Annotated in this window: 18 protein-coding genes; 9 read left to right on the top strand and 9 right to left on the bottom strand. The window is 71.7% G+C overall.

The window, feature by feature from the left end:
* The first annotated feature begins 216 nt into the window (after positions 1 to 216).
* Together BMY40_RS07800 and BMY40_RS07795 are read left to right on the top strand one after the other, a co-directional pair.
* Positions 217 to 714, top strand: a complete 498-nt coding sequence (locus BMY40_RS07800) for a GNAT family N-acetyltransferase (protein WP_093656966.1) — start codon at positions 217 to 219, stop codon at positions 712 to 714.
* Positions 715 to 854: 140 nt separating this feature from the next.
* Positions 855 to 1,166 carry a DF family (seleno)protein gene (locus tag BMY40_RS07795; protein WP_093656964.1) on the top strand — a complete coding sequence of 104 codons (312 nt, stop codon included), beginning with the start codon at positions 855 to 857 and terminating at the stop codon, positions 1,164 to 1,166.
* On the opposite strand, the gene BMY40_RS07790 is transcribed toward BMY40_RS07795, so the two are convergent.
* Positions 1,150 to 1,656 carry a macro domain-containing protein gene (locus tag BMY40_RS07790; protein ID WP_093656962.1) on the bottom strand — a complete coding sequence of 169 codons (507 nt, stop codon included), beginning with the start codon at positions 1,654 to 1,656 and terminating at the stop codon, positions 1,150 to 1,152. The genes BMY40_RS07795 and BMY40_RS07790 overlap by 17 nt on opposite strands.
* Positions 1,657 to 1,762: 106 nt before the next feature.
* Entirely contained in the window at positions 1,763 to 2,170 is a 408-nt protein-coding gene (locus BMY40_RS07785; protein WP_093656960.1) for a RidA family protein, read from the bottom strand.
* Between the two features lie 121 nt (positions 2,171 to 2,291).
* Between BMY40_RS07785 and BMY40_RS07780 the strand changes: the two genes are divergently transcribed.
* On the top strand, positions 2,292 to 2,672 hold the full coding sequence (locus BMY40_RS07780; RefSeq protein WP_093656958.1) for a winged helix-turn-helix transcriptional regulator: 381 nt from the start codon (positions 2,292 to 2,294) through the stop codon (positions 2,670 to 2,672).
* Positions 2,673 to 2,744: 72 nt separating this feature from the next.
* Here the strand turns inward: BMY40_RS07780 and BMY40_RS07775 are convergent, their stop codons facing one another.
* Entirely contained in the window at positions 2,745 to 2,945 is a 201-nt protein-coding gene (locus BMY40_RS07775; RefSeq protein ID WP_093657751.1) for a DUF397 domain-containing protein, read from the bottom strand.
* A 10-nt stretch (positions 2,946 to 2,955) separates the two neighbouring features.
* Positions 2,956 to 3,810, bottom strand: coding sequence for a helix-turn-helix domain-containing protein (locus BMY40_RS07770; RefSeq protein WP_093656956.1), 855 nt, complete (start codon positions 3,808 to 3,810; stop codon positions 2,956 to 2,958).
* Positions 3,811 to 4,070: 260 nt separating this feature from the next.
* Here BMY40_RS07770 and BMY40_RS07765 point away from each other — a divergent pair, with 260 nt between their 5' ends.
* Together BMY40_RS07765 and BMY40_RS07760 are read left to right on the top strand one after the other, a co-directional pair.
* On the top strand, positions 4,071 to 4,502 hold the full coding sequence (locus BMY40_RS07765) for an ATP-binding protein (RefSeq protein WP_093656954.1): 432 nt from the start codon (positions 4,071 to 4,073) through the stop codon (positions 4,500 to 4,502).
* Positions 4,499 to 4,984 carry a hypothetical protein gene (locus BMY40_RS07760; RefSeq protein WP_143071745.1) on the top strand — a complete coding sequence of 162 codons (486 nt, stop codon included), beginning with the start codon at positions 4,499 to 4,501 and terminating at the stop codon, positions 4,982 to 4,984. Before BMY40_RS07765 ends, BMY40_RS07760 begins: the two co-directional genes overlap by 4 nt.
* Positions 4,985 to 5,069: 85 nt before the next feature.
* On the opposite strand, the gene BMY40_RS07755 is transcribed toward BMY40_RS07760, so the two are convergent.
* The gene (locus BMY40_RS07755; RefSeq protein ID WP_093656950.1) at positions 5,070 to 5,912 is read right to left on the bottom strand and encodes an alpha/beta fold hydrolase; all 843 of its coding nucleotides are present in this window, start codon (positions 5,910 to 5,912) and stop codon (positions 5,070 to 5,072) included.
* A 91-nt stretch (positions 5,913 to 6,003) separates the two neighbouring features.
* On the opposite strand from BMY40_RS07755, the gene BMY40_RS07750 reads away from it, so the two are divergent.
* Positions 6,004 to 6,591 (top strand): TetR/AcrR family transcriptional regulator, encoded by a 588-nt coding sequence (locus BMY40_RS07750; protein WP_093656948.1) that lies wholly within the window; start codon positions 6,004 to 6,006, stop codon positions 6,589 to 6,591.
* 75 nt (positions 6,592 to 6,666) lie between these two features.
* Here the strand turns inward: BMY40_RS07750 and BMY40_RS07745 are convergent, their stop codons facing one another.
* The 3 genes from BMY40_RS07745 to BMY40_RS29135 form a co-directional block, all read right to left on the bottom strand.
* The gene (locus BMY40_RS07745) at positions 6,667 to 7,572 is read right to left on the bottom strand and encodes an MBL fold metallo-hydrolase (RefSeq protein WP_093656946.1); all 906 of its coding nucleotides are present in this window, start codon (positions 7,570 to 7,572) and stop codon (positions 6,667 to 6,669) included.
* Positions 7,573 to 7,711: 139 nt separating this feature from the next.
* Positions 7,712 to 8,116, bottom strand: coding sequence for a hypothetical protein (locus tag BMY40_RS07740; protein ID WP_093656944.1), 405 nt, complete (start codon positions 8,114 to 8,116; stop codon positions 7,712 to 7,714).
* 161 nt (positions 8,117 to 8,277) lie between these two features.
* Entirely contained in the window at positions 8,278 to 9,240 is a 963-nt protein-coding gene (locus BMY40_RS29135; protein WP_093656942.1) for a hypothetical protein, read from the bottom strand.
* A 232-nt stretch (positions 9,241 to 9,472) separates the two neighbouring features.
* Between BMY40_RS29135 and BMY40_RS07730 the strand changes: the two genes are divergently transcribed.
* The 3 genes from BMY40_RS07730 to BMY40_RS07720 are packed head-to-tail and all read left to right on the top strand — an operon-like array spanning position 9,473 to position 12,042.
* Positions 9,473 to 9,814: a hypothetical protein gene (locus tag BMY40_RS07730; RefSeq protein ID WP_177213920.1), complete on the top strand. Its 342-nt coding sequence runs from the start codon at positions 9,473 to 9,475 to the stop codon at positions 9,812 to 9,814.
* A gap of 30 nt (positions 9,815 to 9,844) precedes the next feature.
* Entirely contained in the window at positions 9,845 to 10,861 is a 1,017-nt protein-coding gene (gene tgmB, locus BMY40_RS07725; protein ID WP_093656940.1) for an ATP-grasp ribosomal peptide maturase, read from the top strand.
* Complete coding sequence (locus tag BMY40_RS07720) at positions 10,858 to 12,042, top strand: methyltransferase domain-containing protein (RefSeq protein WP_245769937.1); 1,185 nt, start codon at positions 10,858 to 10,860, stop codon at positions 12,040 to 12,042. Before tgmB ends, BMY40_RS07720 begins: the two co-directional genes overlap by 4 nt.
* 69 nt (positions 12,043 to 12,111) lie before the next feature.
* On the opposite strand, the gene metG is transcribed toward BMY40_RS07720, so the two are convergent.
* Positions 12,112 to 13,728 (bottom strand): methionine--tRNA ligase, encoded by a 1,617-nt coding sequence (gene metG / locus BMY40_RS07715; protein WP_093656938.1) that lies wholly within the window; start codon positions 13,726 to 13,728, stop codon positions 12,112 to 12,114.
* Positions 13,729 to 13,774 lie beyond the last annotated feature (46 nt).

Genomic DNA, 13,774 nt, shown 5'->3' with positions numbered 1-13,774 from the left:
TTGAACTTCCCTGTGAGACTTTTCGAATTGGTCTCCCTTTAGAGCAATGAGCGGAAGCCGAGAAGTCTCAAAGCGGCATGAGGGCGTAAGAGTCGGTTCGCCGGGTGGGAGGGCAGTGGACGGAGCGACCGCAAGGGGGCGCCGACGCCCGGGCCGGTACCGGGGTGCGGAAAATGCCGGGGCGTCCCGCGCCGGCCGGCTGTAGCTTCGGCTCTCATGAGCTGGCTGCCCGACGACTTCGTCCACCCCGTCCACGTGCCCGTGCCCGGCACCGCACTTCATCTGCGGCCGATCCGGGAGGCGGACACCCCCATCGACTACCCGGCCGTGATGGGCTCCCGGGAGCGCCTGTGGGAGATCTTCGGCCCGGCCTGGGGCTGGCCCGCCAAGACGATGACCTACGAGGAGGACCGCGCCGACCTGCTGCGGCACGAGAAGGAGATCGCCGCGCACCAGTCGTTCAACTACGCGCTGCTGAACGAGGAGGAGACGGCGCTCCTCGGCTGCGTCTACATCGACCCGCCCGAGCGCACCGGCTCCGACGCGGACATCTCGTGGTGGGTGGTGGACGACCTCGTCGGCGGCGAGGAGGAGCGCGCGCTCGACGCGCTGGTGCCGCGGTGGATCGGCGCCGACTGGCCCTTCCGGCGGCCCCGCTACCTGGGCCGCGACATCACCTGGCAGGACTGGCTCGCACTGCCACCCGCCTCGTGACACGTTCCCGGCCCCGCCGGGCCGCGCCGTGCGGAGGGAGGAGTGTGCGGCGCGGGTCGCGTCACCGTTGGGACAGTCGGCCCGGCGTCCGGCCCGGCCACCTGGAGGCGGCTGCCCGAGGCACCGGGCACCATGGGACCGTGGACATCGAACTGCTCTACTTCGCGGGCTGCCCGAACCGGCACCTGGCCGAGGAGCGGCTGCGCCAGGCCCTCCAGGCCACAGGCCACGCCGACCTGGAGATCCGCCTTCGGCCGGTCGAGACGGACGAGGAGGCGCAGGCCATGCGCTTTCCCGGCTCCCCCACGATCCGTATCGACGGCCGTGATCCGTTCGCCGTCACGGACCAGGCCGCCTACGGCCTGACCTGCCGGGTCTACACGACCCCGGAAGGCCCCGCCGGCGCACCGACCGTCGACCAGCTCACCCGGGCCGTCACCGACGCGGGCTAGGGCCGTCGCGGCACTCCCTGTGTCGTGCCGCCCCGGCCGGTGGGCCGGGGGTGCCCGGACCGTACAGCCTCACCTCGGCGGGGAGGCCGCCCAGCTTCTCGGTGATCAGCGAACGCACCTGCGCCCAGGGGAGCCCTCCGTGACCGCAGCCCAGCGGGGGAACGGCGATGCTCGTCAACTCCAGTTCCCCGGCCAGGCGTACGAGGTCGTCGAGGCCGGTCTCGATGTCCTGGAGCCGTGACTTCCCTCGCCAGTGCCGCTTGGTGGGGAAGTTCAGCACCCACCGGCCCTCGCCCAGAGAGACCGGAAACACCCTGCCCGGCCTTACCTCCCCCGCCGCGCATGCCTTCGCGTAGGCGTCGAAAACCTCGGGGAAGGCGCGCTTGAACTGCAGGGCCAGCCCCTTGCCCATGACTCCGACCGTGTTGACCGGATTGACCAGGGCCTGAGCGTCGTCATTCAGCAGATCGCCGCCGGATTCGATGATCACTGTCCTGAGTCCCCCGCTGGTGCCGACGATGCCGTGCCCGACCGTGCCCGACCAGAAGTACCAGCCGGGTCTGACACGGCCGCCCGGCGGGCGGCGGGGCGGGCGCTCAGTCCAGGACGGCGGTGGCCTCGACCTCGACCAGGTGCTCGGGGGTGTGCAGTGCCGCCACGCCCAGCAGCGTGGCCGGCGGGACCGGGGTGGTACCCAGCTTCGCGGCCGCCCGGGAGATCCCCTCCAGGAGCAGGGGCATCTTGTCGGGGGTCCAGTCGACGACGTGGACGTTCAGTTTCGCCACGTCGTCGAAGGACCCGCCGACCCCGGCCAGAGCGGTGCCGACGTTGAGGTAGCACTGCTCGACCTGGGCGGCCAGGTCGCCCGCGCCGACCGTGTCGCCCTCGGCGTCCCAGGCGACCTGCCCGGCGACGAAGACCAGCCTCGACCCGGACGCGACCGACACCTGCCGGTAGACGTCGGTGGTGGGCAGTCCGCCGGGGTTCACCAGAGTGATGGCCATGTCCGTCCGTCTCCTTCTCCGGGCGCCCGTGGGCGCCCGTGGTCTCTTGCGGTTACCCGGAAACCGTAGGAGAGTCTGCGCTGACCTGGAAGAACGCACTTATAAGTGACTGGGGAACCTCATGGTGACCAAGCAGTTCGGGGACTCTCCCGAGGAAGCGGACCTGCGGCGCGCGGACTCCCTGGCGCGGGAGATCTTCTCGGACATCGCCAACAAGTGGGCCCTGCTGATCATCGAGGCCCTCGGTGAACGCACCCTGAGGTTCAGCGAGCTGCGGGACGAGGTCGAGGGCGTCAGCCACAAGATGCTGACCCAGAACCTGCGGATGCTGGAGCGCAACGGCATGGTCGAGCGGACGGTGCACCCCACCGTGCCGCCACGGGTCGAGTACACCCTCACCGAGCCGGGCCGGGCCCTGCGCAAGGCGGTCGACGTGATGTGCGACTGGACCCACCGCTACCTCGGCCACATCGAGACCGCCCGCAGTCGCTTCGACTCCTGACGGCGCGGTACGAGTGCCGCCGGGGGCGGCGGGGCTGACGCGGGTGAGTCCCGCGTCAGCCCGTTTCGGCGCTCAGTCGACGAAGTGGTCGAACTCGCCGGCCTTGATGCCCTTGAGGAAGGCGTCGAGCTTGGCGGGCGTGGTCACGACGATCTCGTCGGGCTTGCTGCTCTCGCGCATGAGGACGCGATCGCCGTGCCGGGCGATCTCGATGCAGTTGTTCCCGCCGCCCTGGCCGCAGAAGGAAGACCTCTGCCAATCGTTTCTGGGCATCATCGACCTCTCACATCTCCCGCATGATCTCGTGGATGAAGTCTCGCGATTTCTTGATGGCCAAAGCGCGTTTTTCCATCGCGGACAGAAGGCTTCGGTAAGAACCCAACTGGGCTTCCGCGTAGAGGAAGATGGGGCCGTGCGTGGAGTCGAGGTGGACGGTGTCGAGTTGCGGGACGACGCCGCCTGCGTAGAGAACGGCCGACCCTGATCCTGCGAAACCGTCGGCTTCGAACGGAACCACTCGCACGGTGAACTGAGGGTGCTCAGATAGGCCCAGCAGATGTTCAAGCTGTGCTCGGGCCACGTCTCGGCCTCCGAAGCGCATGCGTAGCGCGGCTTCGTGGATGAGTGCGGTGACCTCCGGAGGGTTCTCCCGATCCAGGATCTTCACGCGCTGCGTTCGATGCGCTGTTCTCGCCTCGATCTCCTCTTTGTAGAGCGAGGGTCTGATGCCGAAGTTGAAAACGGCTCGCGCATAGTCCTCGGTCTGGGCGAGCCCGGGGATGTGTGCGATCTGGAAGGAGTGCAGGTAGGTGGCCTTGTCCTCCAGTTCGGTCACGTCCAGATATCCGGCTGGGAGCACACCCCTGTACTCCTCCCACCAGCCCTTGCCGCGCTCCGTTGCCATGTCGATGAGGGCGTTGACGTACGCCTCGTCGTCGCAACGGTAGGCATGGGCAAGGAGGCGCACCCGATCCGCGCTGACGCCGAAGCGGGCGGTCTCCATGTGGCTGATCTTGGTGTGGTCTATGCCGAGGACCGCTGCCGCCTCGCGGGCGTTGTAGCCCGCAGCCTCCCTCATCTTGCGCAACTCTGCGCCAAGTCGCCGCTGCCGAGCGGTCGTCACTGTCCTCGGTGGCATGCCGTAAGTGTGCCCCTTGCGGGTGACGTTGGTCCAAAAGTATCTACGTTGTTCCTCTCGGATTGGTAGCTACATAGATACGGGCCTCCGCAGGCCCGGTGATGCGCCGCGAACACCAGTGAACCCGCAGTGCAGTTGATCTCCCCTGCCCGCACACCGGCGCGGGCGGGGGAGGGCGGCCGAGCCACGGTGGTGGGCGCGCGTGCTTCGCAGCGAACCGTAGGCGAACCGCAGACGAACCGCGTTGGGAGAAGACGCAGATGACCGTGACCGCACCCGGCAGACCCGCCACCGCCGTCTACCGGCTGACCGCGCCCGCCCTGCCCACCACCCCGAGAGTGGCCCGCGACGCCGTCGCGGCGTGGCTGTGCGCCGCCGGGCACCACGGGTTGCTGGACACCGCCCGCACGCTGGTGAGCGACGTGGTGACGAACGTCGTCGTGCACACCCGCGTACCCCACCTGTGGGTGGGGGCCGCCGTCACGCGGCTGGGCGCGGTCGTCTCCGTGTGGGACGGCGACCAGCGCGGCGTCCCCCGCCCGCGCCACGCGGCCGAGGACGACACCGGCGGGCGCGGGCTGTTCCTGGTGGAAGCGCTCAGCCACGCCTGGGGCGTGAGCTGGACCGGTGGGACGGAGCCGGCCGGGAAACGGGTCTGGTTCGAGCTGCGCGCCTCGCGCGAGGGGACGTGAGCGCGATGGACTTCACCGCCCTGTGCCTGGGCGCGCTGATCATGACCGTCAGCGCGGCGCTGACCGGCTTCGCCGTGGTCGCCGCCCGCACCTCCGGCGGCACCGGCGTGTGGTGCGAGGCCACCGTCCTGGACGCCGGCACCCACCGGGAGTGGCTGCTCGACTGCCACCGGGCCCGCAACCCCCGCCACGCCCTGCGCTGGATACGTGCCCAGGCCCCGCGCCTGGCCGACCGCATCGACCCGCCCCCGGACGCGCCCTGGGCCGCGCCCGGCACCATCCGCCCGTACGAGCCCGGCGAGCCGTATGACCCCGGCGGCGTGGGCCCGGCGGACGCCGCGGCCGTCCTGCGCCACCGCGCCCTGGAGGGGATCGCACACCGCGAGGCCCTGCGGGTCCTGGAGGACGGCGGTCTCCACGTCCTCACCGCACCGGACGGGGACGGCCTGCGCTACCGGCTCTCCGCCCGCGCCCTGCGCTGACGCCGTGCGCCGAAGCCCGGGGGCCGGGCCCGCCTCATGGCGAGCCCGGCCCCTGAACCTCGTACCCGAACCGTTCGCCGGGCGGTCACCTGCCGGCGAAGGCCAGCAGCGCCTCGTTGACCTCGGTGGCGTGCGTCCACAGCAGGCCGTGCGGCGCGCCGTCCACCTCGACGTACTCCGCCTCCGGGAACGCCTGGTGGAAGGGGCGCCCGGTGGAGTCGACCGGCAGGATGTTGTCGCCGGTGCCGTGCAGGATCAGCGAGGGCTTGCCGGCGGCGCGGACGGCGGCCACGTCCTCGCGGAAGTCCTCGATCCAGGCGGGGACCACCGCGTAGGCGGCGACGGGCGCGGAGGAGGTGGCGGTGTTCCAGTCGGCGGTGACGGCCTCCTGGCTGATCCGGGAGCCGAGGTTCTCGTCCAGGTTGTAGAAGTCCTTGAAGAACTGGGTGTACCAGGCGTAGCGGTCGGCGCGGGCGGCCTCCTCGATGCCCTCGAACACCGAGCGCGGCACCCCGGTGGGGTTGTCGTCGGTCTGCACCAGGAACGGCTCCAGCGAGGCCAGGAACGCCAGCTTGGCGATCCGCTCGTGGCCGTGGTTCTTGACGTAGCGGGCCAGTTCGCCGGTGCCCATGGAGAAGCCGACCAGGATGACGTCGCGCAGGTCCAGCGTCTCCAGGAGGGTGTCCAGGTCGGCGGCGAAGGTGTCGTAGTCGTAGCCGGTGCCGACCTTGCTCGACCGGCCGAAGCCGCGGCGGTCGTAGGTGATGACGCGGTATCCGGCCGCGAGCAGCTCCCTGGTCTGGAGCTCCCAGCTGTGGCCGTCGAGCGGGTAGCCGTGGATGAGGACGACCGGCTGCCCCGATCCCTGGTCCTCGTAGTACAGCTCGATGTCGGTGGTGTTCTCGCTGCCGACCTTTACGTAGCCCATGGGAGCATCCTCTCCGCTGCGGAGAACGGTCGTTCTCCGTCTCTGTCGACTACAGTAGAGAACGTTGGTTCTCTTTGCAAGGGGAGTTCTCGTGATCGATGAGCAGACAGCGCGCGAACGGGTGGTTTCCGCCGCCGACCGGCTGTTCTACGCCAGGGGTGTGCAGGCCGTCGGGATGGACGCCGTCCGCAGCGAGTCAGGCGTCTCGCTCAAGCGCATCTACGCGCTGTTCCCCTCCAAGGAGGACCTGATCGTCGCCGTGCTGCGGCACCGGACGGACCGCTGGAACGCGGGCGTCACCGATGCGGTAGACGGCGCCGGGACGCCGCGCGAGAGGCTGCTGGCCGTCTTCGACTTCCTGGCCGGCTGGTTCCGCGAGGACGACTTCCGCGGCTGCGCCTTCATCAACGTGTTCGGCGAACTGGGGGGCGGCAGCGACCGGATCGCCGAGGCCGTGCGCGAGCAGAAGGAGTCCTTCCGCCGCCAGGTGGCCGACCTGGTCCGTGCCGCGGGCGGTCCGGGCCACCTCGCCCCCCAGCTCGTCCTCCTCGCCGAGGGCGCCCAGACCGCGGCCGCCATATCGCGCGACCCGGACATGGCGGGCCACGCCCGCGCCGCCGCCGACACCCTCATCCGGTGCGCGCTGGACGACGCCGGGGAGCCGGCCGCGGCGGCGTGAGCGCCGTACGCGCCCCGGCGGGCGTGCGTCACCGGCCGCCGGGGCCGCCCGGGCCGTACGCCCGCCGGGGGGCCGTCACCAGCGGATCGCCCTGAAGTCGACCGGCCGCTGCCTCAAATCCCCTGTGCGGACGGCGAGTCGCCGCAGCCGTTCGGCCATCTCACCGGCGGGCAGGTGCCGTCGGTCGCCGTGGCCGGGCAGCAGCCACTCGAAGCGGATCCGCCCCGCCACCCGCTCCAGGGAGGCGGCCAGCTCCTCGACGGAGTACCAGGTGACGGTGTCGAACACCTCGATGTCGCCCGTGGTGCGCGACCAGTGGAAGCTGTCGCCGGTGAAGCAGTACCGGTCGTCCGCCAGGTAGAGCACGCTGCCCTCGGTGTGCCCGGGCAGTGGGTGGGCGACCACGCCGTCGGCGATCTCCACCGGGTCCGTGCCGCGCAGTACGCGGTCGGCGCCGGGGGCGGAGTCGAGGTCGCCCTCGTGGATCCACAGCCGCGCGCCGAAGCCGTCGGCGTACTGGCGGCCGTGCGCGGCGTGGTCGCGGTGGGTGAGCAGTACGTCGGTGACGGGGCCCAGCTTCTCGTACCGCCTGGCCAGCGACGGGCTCCAGCGCGGGGTGTCCACCATCATCACGGTGCCGTCGGGGCGGCGCAGCAGATAGGAGTTGGCGCCGGCCGTCTGCCGGGAGTTGTGCCCGCACAGGTACACCGCGCCGCCCGGGGCGTCCGTGCCGTCCAGCGGCATCGGGAACGGGTCGGGCACCTCCTCCAGCCGCCCGCCCGGAGGGTGGACGGAGCGGGTGTGGCAGGCGTGCGCGGCGGCGTGGAGCCGCTTCGCCTCGGCCCGGTCGCGCGGCTCGCGCAGCACGACCGAGCGGCCGTCCGCCTCGCCGATCAGTCCGGGCGCGAGCTGCCGTGCCACATCGCAGTTCGTGCACCGCTCGTCCACCCGCCAGCCGTCCGCTAACCGCTCCCCGGCCATGTCCGCTCCTCTCCTCGGCGCGTCCGCCTACCGGACGCACACCCCAGGGGTATCCCACGCCGTACGGCCGGGGGAAGGGGGCGAGGGGCGCGCGCGGGCCCCGGCCGCGTCCCCGGGTCCTTCGGAGCCCGAGGCCCGGTCAGTCGATCTCCACGTCCTCGGCGATGCTCTCGGCCATGATGTAGGGCTCGCCCTGGTACTGGTCGTACAGGTTCTCCGCGAGGTCCCTCCCGAGTTCCTCCTGGACCTCGTCGAGGTCGAACTCACCCACGGGGCCCGTGACACGGACCGGGTCGTCCTGGTCGACGGGCGGCATGTCCTTCTCGATGACCAGCAGCGGTTCGACGTCGCTGGGCTCCTCACCGCCGACGGTGAAGGCCCACGGGGAGATGACTTCCTGGACCCAGCCCTCCACCGTGCGCTCCTGTCCGATCACGGACCCGGCGTCACCGCTCTCGAAGGTGTCGCGGATCTCGGTGATGCCCTCGGGATCCCCGCCTCCGCATCCCGGCAGTCCGAGGAGCAGAGGCGTCAGGACGAGCACCGCCGCCGACCGTCGCCGAAGGCCTCGGGTGCACCACATCTATGTCTCCCTCCAAGGTTCTGCCGGACCGCGGGCGCCGGACGACCGGTCGTCCTCCGGTGGTTCTCCACCGCTGTCGCCACCGGTGGGGAAGGGCGCGGCCACAGGGAGGCCGGGCACCCTCATGCCCCGTCGACCGATGTGTCGACGGAGGTGGCCACGACGTACTGCTCCCGCTCCCAGTCGCCGAAGAGGTCCTCCTCCCAGTCCACGGCGAGCCCTTCCGCCACGTCCTCGGGTACGAAGCCCTCCCTGACCGTCCCGGTCACCCGTACGGTGCCGCCCTCCTCCACCTGCCGGGCCTCCCGGGAGACGACCAGGAGGCTCCTGACCCTCCGGTCGGTGCCGGCGTCGTCCTCCGCCGCGGCGATGCTGAAGGCGTGCTCGTCGATGACCTCGTCGACGTCCGCCCTGATGGTCACCCGTTTGCCCACCCAGGTGCTGACGTCGTTCCAGAACTCCGCGTCCGCCAGGTCCCCGTACACGAAGTCGTACTCGTCGCCGCCGCCGCCCGTCTCCTCGACGTGCACGGACGCCTCGGGCGCGGGCGAGTCCTCGCCGCCGCACCCCGCCAGACCCGTGACGCCGATCAGAAGGGCGAACGGCAGGGCGACGGCCCTGCGCGGTCGGAGGCTCTTCGCGTTGCGGCGCATGTCCTCGGGTCCTCTCACCGTGCCGGCGGCTCTCTGCCTGTACAGGAGTAGCCGGACACCGGAGCCGCGAAACCGATGGAAAGGATCATTTCGGGCATTCGGCCGGGCCGCGGTACCGGTGCCCGCGCCCAGGGTGGCGCCGGTTCGTGCGGCAACACCGGAGAGGGACGGGAACGGGATGGGCGCCGGCGGCTGGGAGTACGTCACCCCGTACGAGGGCACGGTCGAGGAGTCGCCGGCGGCGCTCCACGCGAGGGTCTTCCAGGAGAAGTACGGCGACGGCCGCCCGTCCGCCGGCGGTGGTGGCGGGCCGGCGTGGTCGTTGAGGACGGGGACGGTGTGCCGCGTCTCGGCGAGCTGGGCGGGGGCGAGCAGCTCGCCGCGAAGCAGGGCGGCGAAGAAGCGGTTGGCGTCCCTCGCCGTGTCGGTCATCCCCCGTCGGCGTCCCCGCCGCCGAACCATCCGGCGCACCCCCGGACCCGTCCTCGGGCCACCCGCAGCCCGGCTTTCCGCGGGCCCGGCGGGAACGGGGCCGCGAAACCGGATGCCGGCCGGCTCGTTGGCCTGTACGGGCCGGGCTATGGCCGGAAAACCGGCTTACGGCCGCCTACGGGCGGAGAGAACAACGAGAGGGCGTTGTGTCCTCCGCGGCGAAGGGGGAGTCATGATCACGACAATCGGATCCGGTGAGCGCACCGGGACGGGCCTGGCTCTGGACAGACCGGAGGACAGGTTCCCGCTGGACCGGGGGGCGGCCCCGGATCTGCCGGACCTGACCGGCCGGCGGGGCCCGGCGCCTCTGGCCTTCCGGTTCCTGACCGCCACCGCCGGTTCGGGAGGTGTGCTTCCGGAGGACATCGCCTACGACGAGGAGACGCAGACCGGCGTCTACCAGGGCCTTCCTCCGGGTGTGTTCATGACCAGGAATCCGCCGAAGACCTTCGGGCCCACCGAGCCCACCGGCGAGATGGACGCGCCGGACGACCCGGGCCCGAGCGACGACTGACGGCCGGTGCCCGGTGACGGACGGCGCGGGATGACCGCCTCCGGGACGGTCCTGGTGCTGGCGGGCCGCTTCGACCCCACCGCCGACCTGGTGGTCGAGGAGCTGAACCGGCGGGCCGTGCCCGTCTTCCGCACCGATGTCGCGGACTTCCCGCTGCGGCTGGCCCTCGCCGCGCGCCTCGGCGGGAGGGCCGGAGGGAGCGGAGGCACCGGGGAGGGCGGAGACGCGACCGGGAAGGCGTGGAGCGGCACACTGCGCACCGGGCGCCGGACGCTGGACCTGCGGGACGTGCGCAGCGTCTACTACCGCAGGCCCGCCCGTCCCCGCTTCCCCGGCGGAATGTCGCCGGACGCCCGCAGGGTGGCCGAGCGGGAGGCCCGGCGGGGCTTCGGCGGGCTGCTGGCGGCTCTGCCGGTCCGGTGGCTGCCGCCCCCGGGCCGGGCGGCCGACGCCGAGTACAAGCCGCTGCAACTGCGCGTCGCGGCCGAGTCCGGACTGTCCGTGCCGCGCACGCTGATCACCAACGACCCCGGCGCGGCAAGGGAGTTCGGCGAGGAGGCCGGCGGCCGGGTGGTGTTCAAGCCCTTCACCCCCGTGCGCGGCACCGTCGGCGGGAGGTCGGCGGCGGTCTACACCAGCATCGTCGGCCCCGGGGAACTCGGTCACCCGGACGTCGCCACCACGGCGCACCTGTTCCAGGAATGGGTGCCCAAGGCGTACGAGGTGCGGCTGACGGCCGTCGGCGGGCGGCTGTTCGCCGCCGAGATCCACGCGGGCTCACCGGCCGGACACGTGGACTGGCGCAGCGACTACGACAGCCACAGATACCGGCTGTGCGAGCCGCCGGCGGATGTCGCGGCCGGAGTGCGCCGGATGATGGACACCCTCGGCCTGCCCTACGGCGCGTTCGACTTCGTCGTCACGCCCGAGGGGCGATGGTGCTTCCTGGAGGTCAACCCGAGCGGGCAGTTCGGTTTCGTGGAGCAGGCGACCGGACTGCCGATCACGGCCGCCGTCGCCGACTGGCTGGAAGGAAAAGGGATGTGAGAGCGCACGGGGGCGACGAGCACGGGGAGCTCGTCGAGGCGCGGGTCGGCATGGTGCGGCGGATGGACGAGGGCGGTGTGGTGCTCTCCTCGCGGCTGGCCGAGGTCTTCCTGAACGTGCCGCGCCACCGGTTCGTCCCGGTGTTCTACCGCCGGGACGGCGGGCGCTTCCTTCCCTGCCGCCGCACGGACGGGGACCCCGGCGAGTGGGCGGCGCGGGTGTACGCGGACGACTCCCTGATCACCGAGGTGGACGGGATCCACGCGGAGGACGCGGGGCGGCGGGCCGTCACGGGCGTGCCCACCTCCTCCTCGACCGCACCGAGCCTGATGGCCGACATGCTCGACGCGCTCGACGTCGACCCGGGCGCGCGGGTCCTGGAGGTCGGCACGGGCACCGGCTACAACGCGGCGCTGCTGTGCCGGCTGGCCGGTACGGAGAACGTGGTGACCGTGGACGTCTCCGAACGCCTCACCGCCGCGGCGCGGGAGCGGCTGGACGGTCTGGGGCTGTCACCGGTGGTGGAGACGGCCGACGGCGCGGCGGGCGCCCCGGGGCACGCGCCGTTCGACCGGATCATCGCCACCTGCTCGGTGCGACGCGTCCCCGCCGCCTGGATCGACCAGTGCGCGACGGGCGGGATCATGGTGGTGCCGCTCAAGGGGACGCTGGCCGGAGGGGTGCTGGCCCGGCTGACCAAGATCGCGGACGGCACGGCCGCCGGACACCTCCTGCACACCCCGGCGGCCTTCATGCCGCTGCTGTCCGGTCCCCGCCCGGCGCCGCCCCCGTCCGGCCCGGAGGACGGGCGGCGCCGTGGGACGCCGCTGTCCGGCAGCGTGCTCGACGACTGGACGTTCTCCTTCTTCGCCCAGCTCCACCTGGGGTCCGGCGTCGAGCGCGAACACCACCGCGCCGCCGACGGCGCCCACACCACCGTGCTGTACGACCCCGCCGACGGCTCCCGCGCACGGGTGACCGACCACGGGGACCGGCGCACCGGCGCGGCGGTCACCGCCGCCGGGCCCCGGGACCTGTGGGCGGCGGTCGAGCGCGCCCACCGGCAGTGGCGGGAGCTGAACCGGCCCCGCCGCGAGTGGTTCACCGTCCGCGCCGCGCCCCGGGGCCAGACCATGGCCTACACCTCACCCGCCGGCCGCACCCACACCTGGGAGCTGTGAGCTTCCGGCGGCCGGACGCGCCACGGCCCCCGGCCGTCCCCGCCGGAGCGGGGGCGTCCGGGCGCGGCCTTACGCGCTCTTGGGCTCCTCCAGGCGCGGGAAGAGCGCCGGGCCCTTGGTGACCCGGGTGCCCGCCGGGAGCAGGCCCCAGGCGGCGGCGTCCTGGACGCGCTGGTCGGCCAGGGCGCCCAGCGGAGCCTCCGCGCCCAGCGAGTCCCACAGCAGGCCGGAGGTGCGCGGCATCACCGGGTTGAGCAGGACGGCGCAGGCGCGCAGCGACTCGGCGGCGGTGTAGAGGATCGTCGCCAGCCGCTCCTGGGCCTCGGGCGAGGTGTCCTTGGCGACCTTCCACGGCTCCTGCTCGGTGAGGTAGCCGTTGACCTGCTTGATGAAGTCGAAGACCGCCGCGATGCCGCCCGCGAAGTCCAGCTCGTCGCCGATGCGGCGGTCGGCCTCGGCCACGGCCTTCGCCATGCCCTCCCGGACGGCCTGCTCGGCCTCGCCGTCCGCCTTGGACTCGGGCAGCAGCCCGTCGAAGTACTTGTTCACCATGGCGGCCAGGCGCGAGGCGAGGTTGCCGTAGTCGTTGGCCAGCTCGCTGGTGTAGCGGGCGGAGAAGTCCTCCCAGGAGAAGGAGCCGTCCTGGCCGAAGGCGATGGCGCGCAGGAAGTACCAGCGGTAGGCGTCCACACCGAAGTGCCCGGTGAGCTGCTGCGGCGAGATGCCCGTCAGGTTGGACTTGCTCATCTTCTCGCCGCCGACCATCAGCCAGCCGTTGGCGGCCACCCTGCCCGGCAGCGGCAGGCCCTGCGCCATCAGCATCGCGGGCCAGATCACCGCGTGGAAGCGGAGGATGTCCTTGCCCACCAGGTGGACGTCGGCGGGGAAGGTCTCCTCGAACTTCTTCTGGTCGGAGCCGTAGCCGACGGCGGTGGCGTAGTTCATCAGGGCGTCGATCCACACGTAGATGACGTGCTTGTCGTCCCAGGGGATCTTCACGCCCCAGTCGAAGGTGGAGCGGGAGATCGACAGGTCCTCCAGGCCCTGGCGGACGATGTTGACGACCTCGTTGCGCGCCGACTCGGGCTGGATGAACTCCGGGTGCCTCTCGTAGTGCTCCAGGAGCCTGGGCCCGTACTCGGAGAGCTTGAAGAAGTAGTTCTCCTCCTGGAGCATCTCCACGGGCTTCTTGTGGATCGGGCAGAGCTTCTCGCCGGCGAAGTCCCCCTCGCCCTCCAGCAGGTCGCCGGGGGACTTGTACTCCTCGCAGCCCACGCAGTACGGGCCCTCGTACTCGCCCTTGTAGATCTCGCCCTTGTCGTACAGGTCCTGCACGAACTCCTGGACGCGGGCGGTGTGCCGCTCCTGCGTGGTGCGGATGAAGTCGTCGTTGGCGATCTCCAGGTGCTCCCAGAGGGGCTTCCACGCCTCCTCCACGAGCTTGTCGCACCACTCCTGCGGGGTGACCCCGTTGGCCTCGGCGGTGCGCATGATCTTCTGACCGTGCTCGTCCGTGCCGGTGAGGTACCACACCTTCTCGCCGCGCTGGCGGTGCCAGCGCGTGAGCACGTCGCCTGCGACGGTCGTGTAGGCGTGGCCCAGGTGCGGAGCGTCGTTGACGTAGTAGATGGGGGTCGTGACGTAGAACGCCTTCGCCCCCTGCTGCTCTTTTCCAGTGGCCGCCATGGGAGAAATCCTAACGGTCCGGGGCCGTGCCACCGGTCCGGATATC

The organism is Streptomyces radiopugnans, assembly GCF_900110735.1.
Classification (GTDB): domain Bacteria; phylum Actinomycetota; class Actinomycetes; order Streptomycetales; family Streptomycetaceae; genus Streptomyces; species Streptomyces radiopugnans.
The sequence above is the reverse complement of the archived record's forward strand: the minus strand, read 5'-3'. Positions and strand labels throughout refer to the sequence as shown.

Excerpts from the sequence above, each read along its gene's own strand:
- BMY40_RS07800 (WP_093656966.1), top strand. The coding sequence starts at position 217 with ATGAGCTGGCTGCCCGACGACTTCGTCCACCCCGTCCACGTGCCCGTG.
- BMY40_RS07785 (WP_093656960.1), bottom strand. The coding sequence starts at position 2,170 with ATGGCCATCACTCTGGTGAACCCCGGCGGACTGCCCACCACCGACGTC.
- BMY40_RS07780 (WP_093656958.1), top strand. The coding sequence starts at position 2,292 with ATGGTGACCAAGCAGTTCGGGGACTCTCCCGAGGAAGCGGACCTGCGG.
- BMY40_RS07775 (WP_093657751.1), bottom strand. The coding sequence starts at position 2,945 with ATGCCCAGAAACGATTGGCAGAGGTCTTCCTTCTGCGGCCAGGGCGGC.
- BMY40_RS07770 (WP_093656956.1), bottom strand. The coding sequence starts at position 3,810 with ATGCCACCGAGGACAGTGACGACCGCTCGGCAGCGGCGACTTGGCGCA.
- BMY40_RS07765 (WP_093656954.1), top strand. The coding sequence starts at position 4,071 with ATGACCGTGACCGCACCCGGCAGACCCGCCACCGCCGTCTACCGGCTG.
- BMY40_RS07755 (WP_093656950.1), bottom strand. The coding sequence starts at position 5,912 with ATGGGCTACGTAAAGGTCGGCAGCGAGAACACCACCGACATCGAGCTG.
- BMY40_RS07745 (WP_093656946.1), bottom strand. The coding sequence starts at position 7,572 with ATGGCCGGGGAGCGGTTAGCGGACGGCTGGCGGGTGGACGAGCGGTGC.
- BMY40_RS29135 (WP_093656942.1), bottom strand. The coding sequence starts at position 9,240 with ATGACCGACACGGCGAGGGACGCCAACCGCTTCTTCGCCGCCCTGCTT.
- BMY40_RS07730 (WP_177213920.1), top strand. The coding sequence starts at position 9,473 with ATGATCACGACAATCGGATCCGGTGAGCGCACCGGGACGGGCCTGGCT.
- tgmB (WP_093656940.1), top strand. The coding sequence starts at position 9,845 with ATGACCGCCTCCGGGACGGTCCTGGTGCTGGCGGGCCGCTTCGACCCC.
- metG (WP_093656938.1), bottom strand. The coding sequence starts at position 13,728 with ATGGCGGCCACTGGAAAAGAGCAGCAGGGGGCGAAGGCGTTCTACGTC.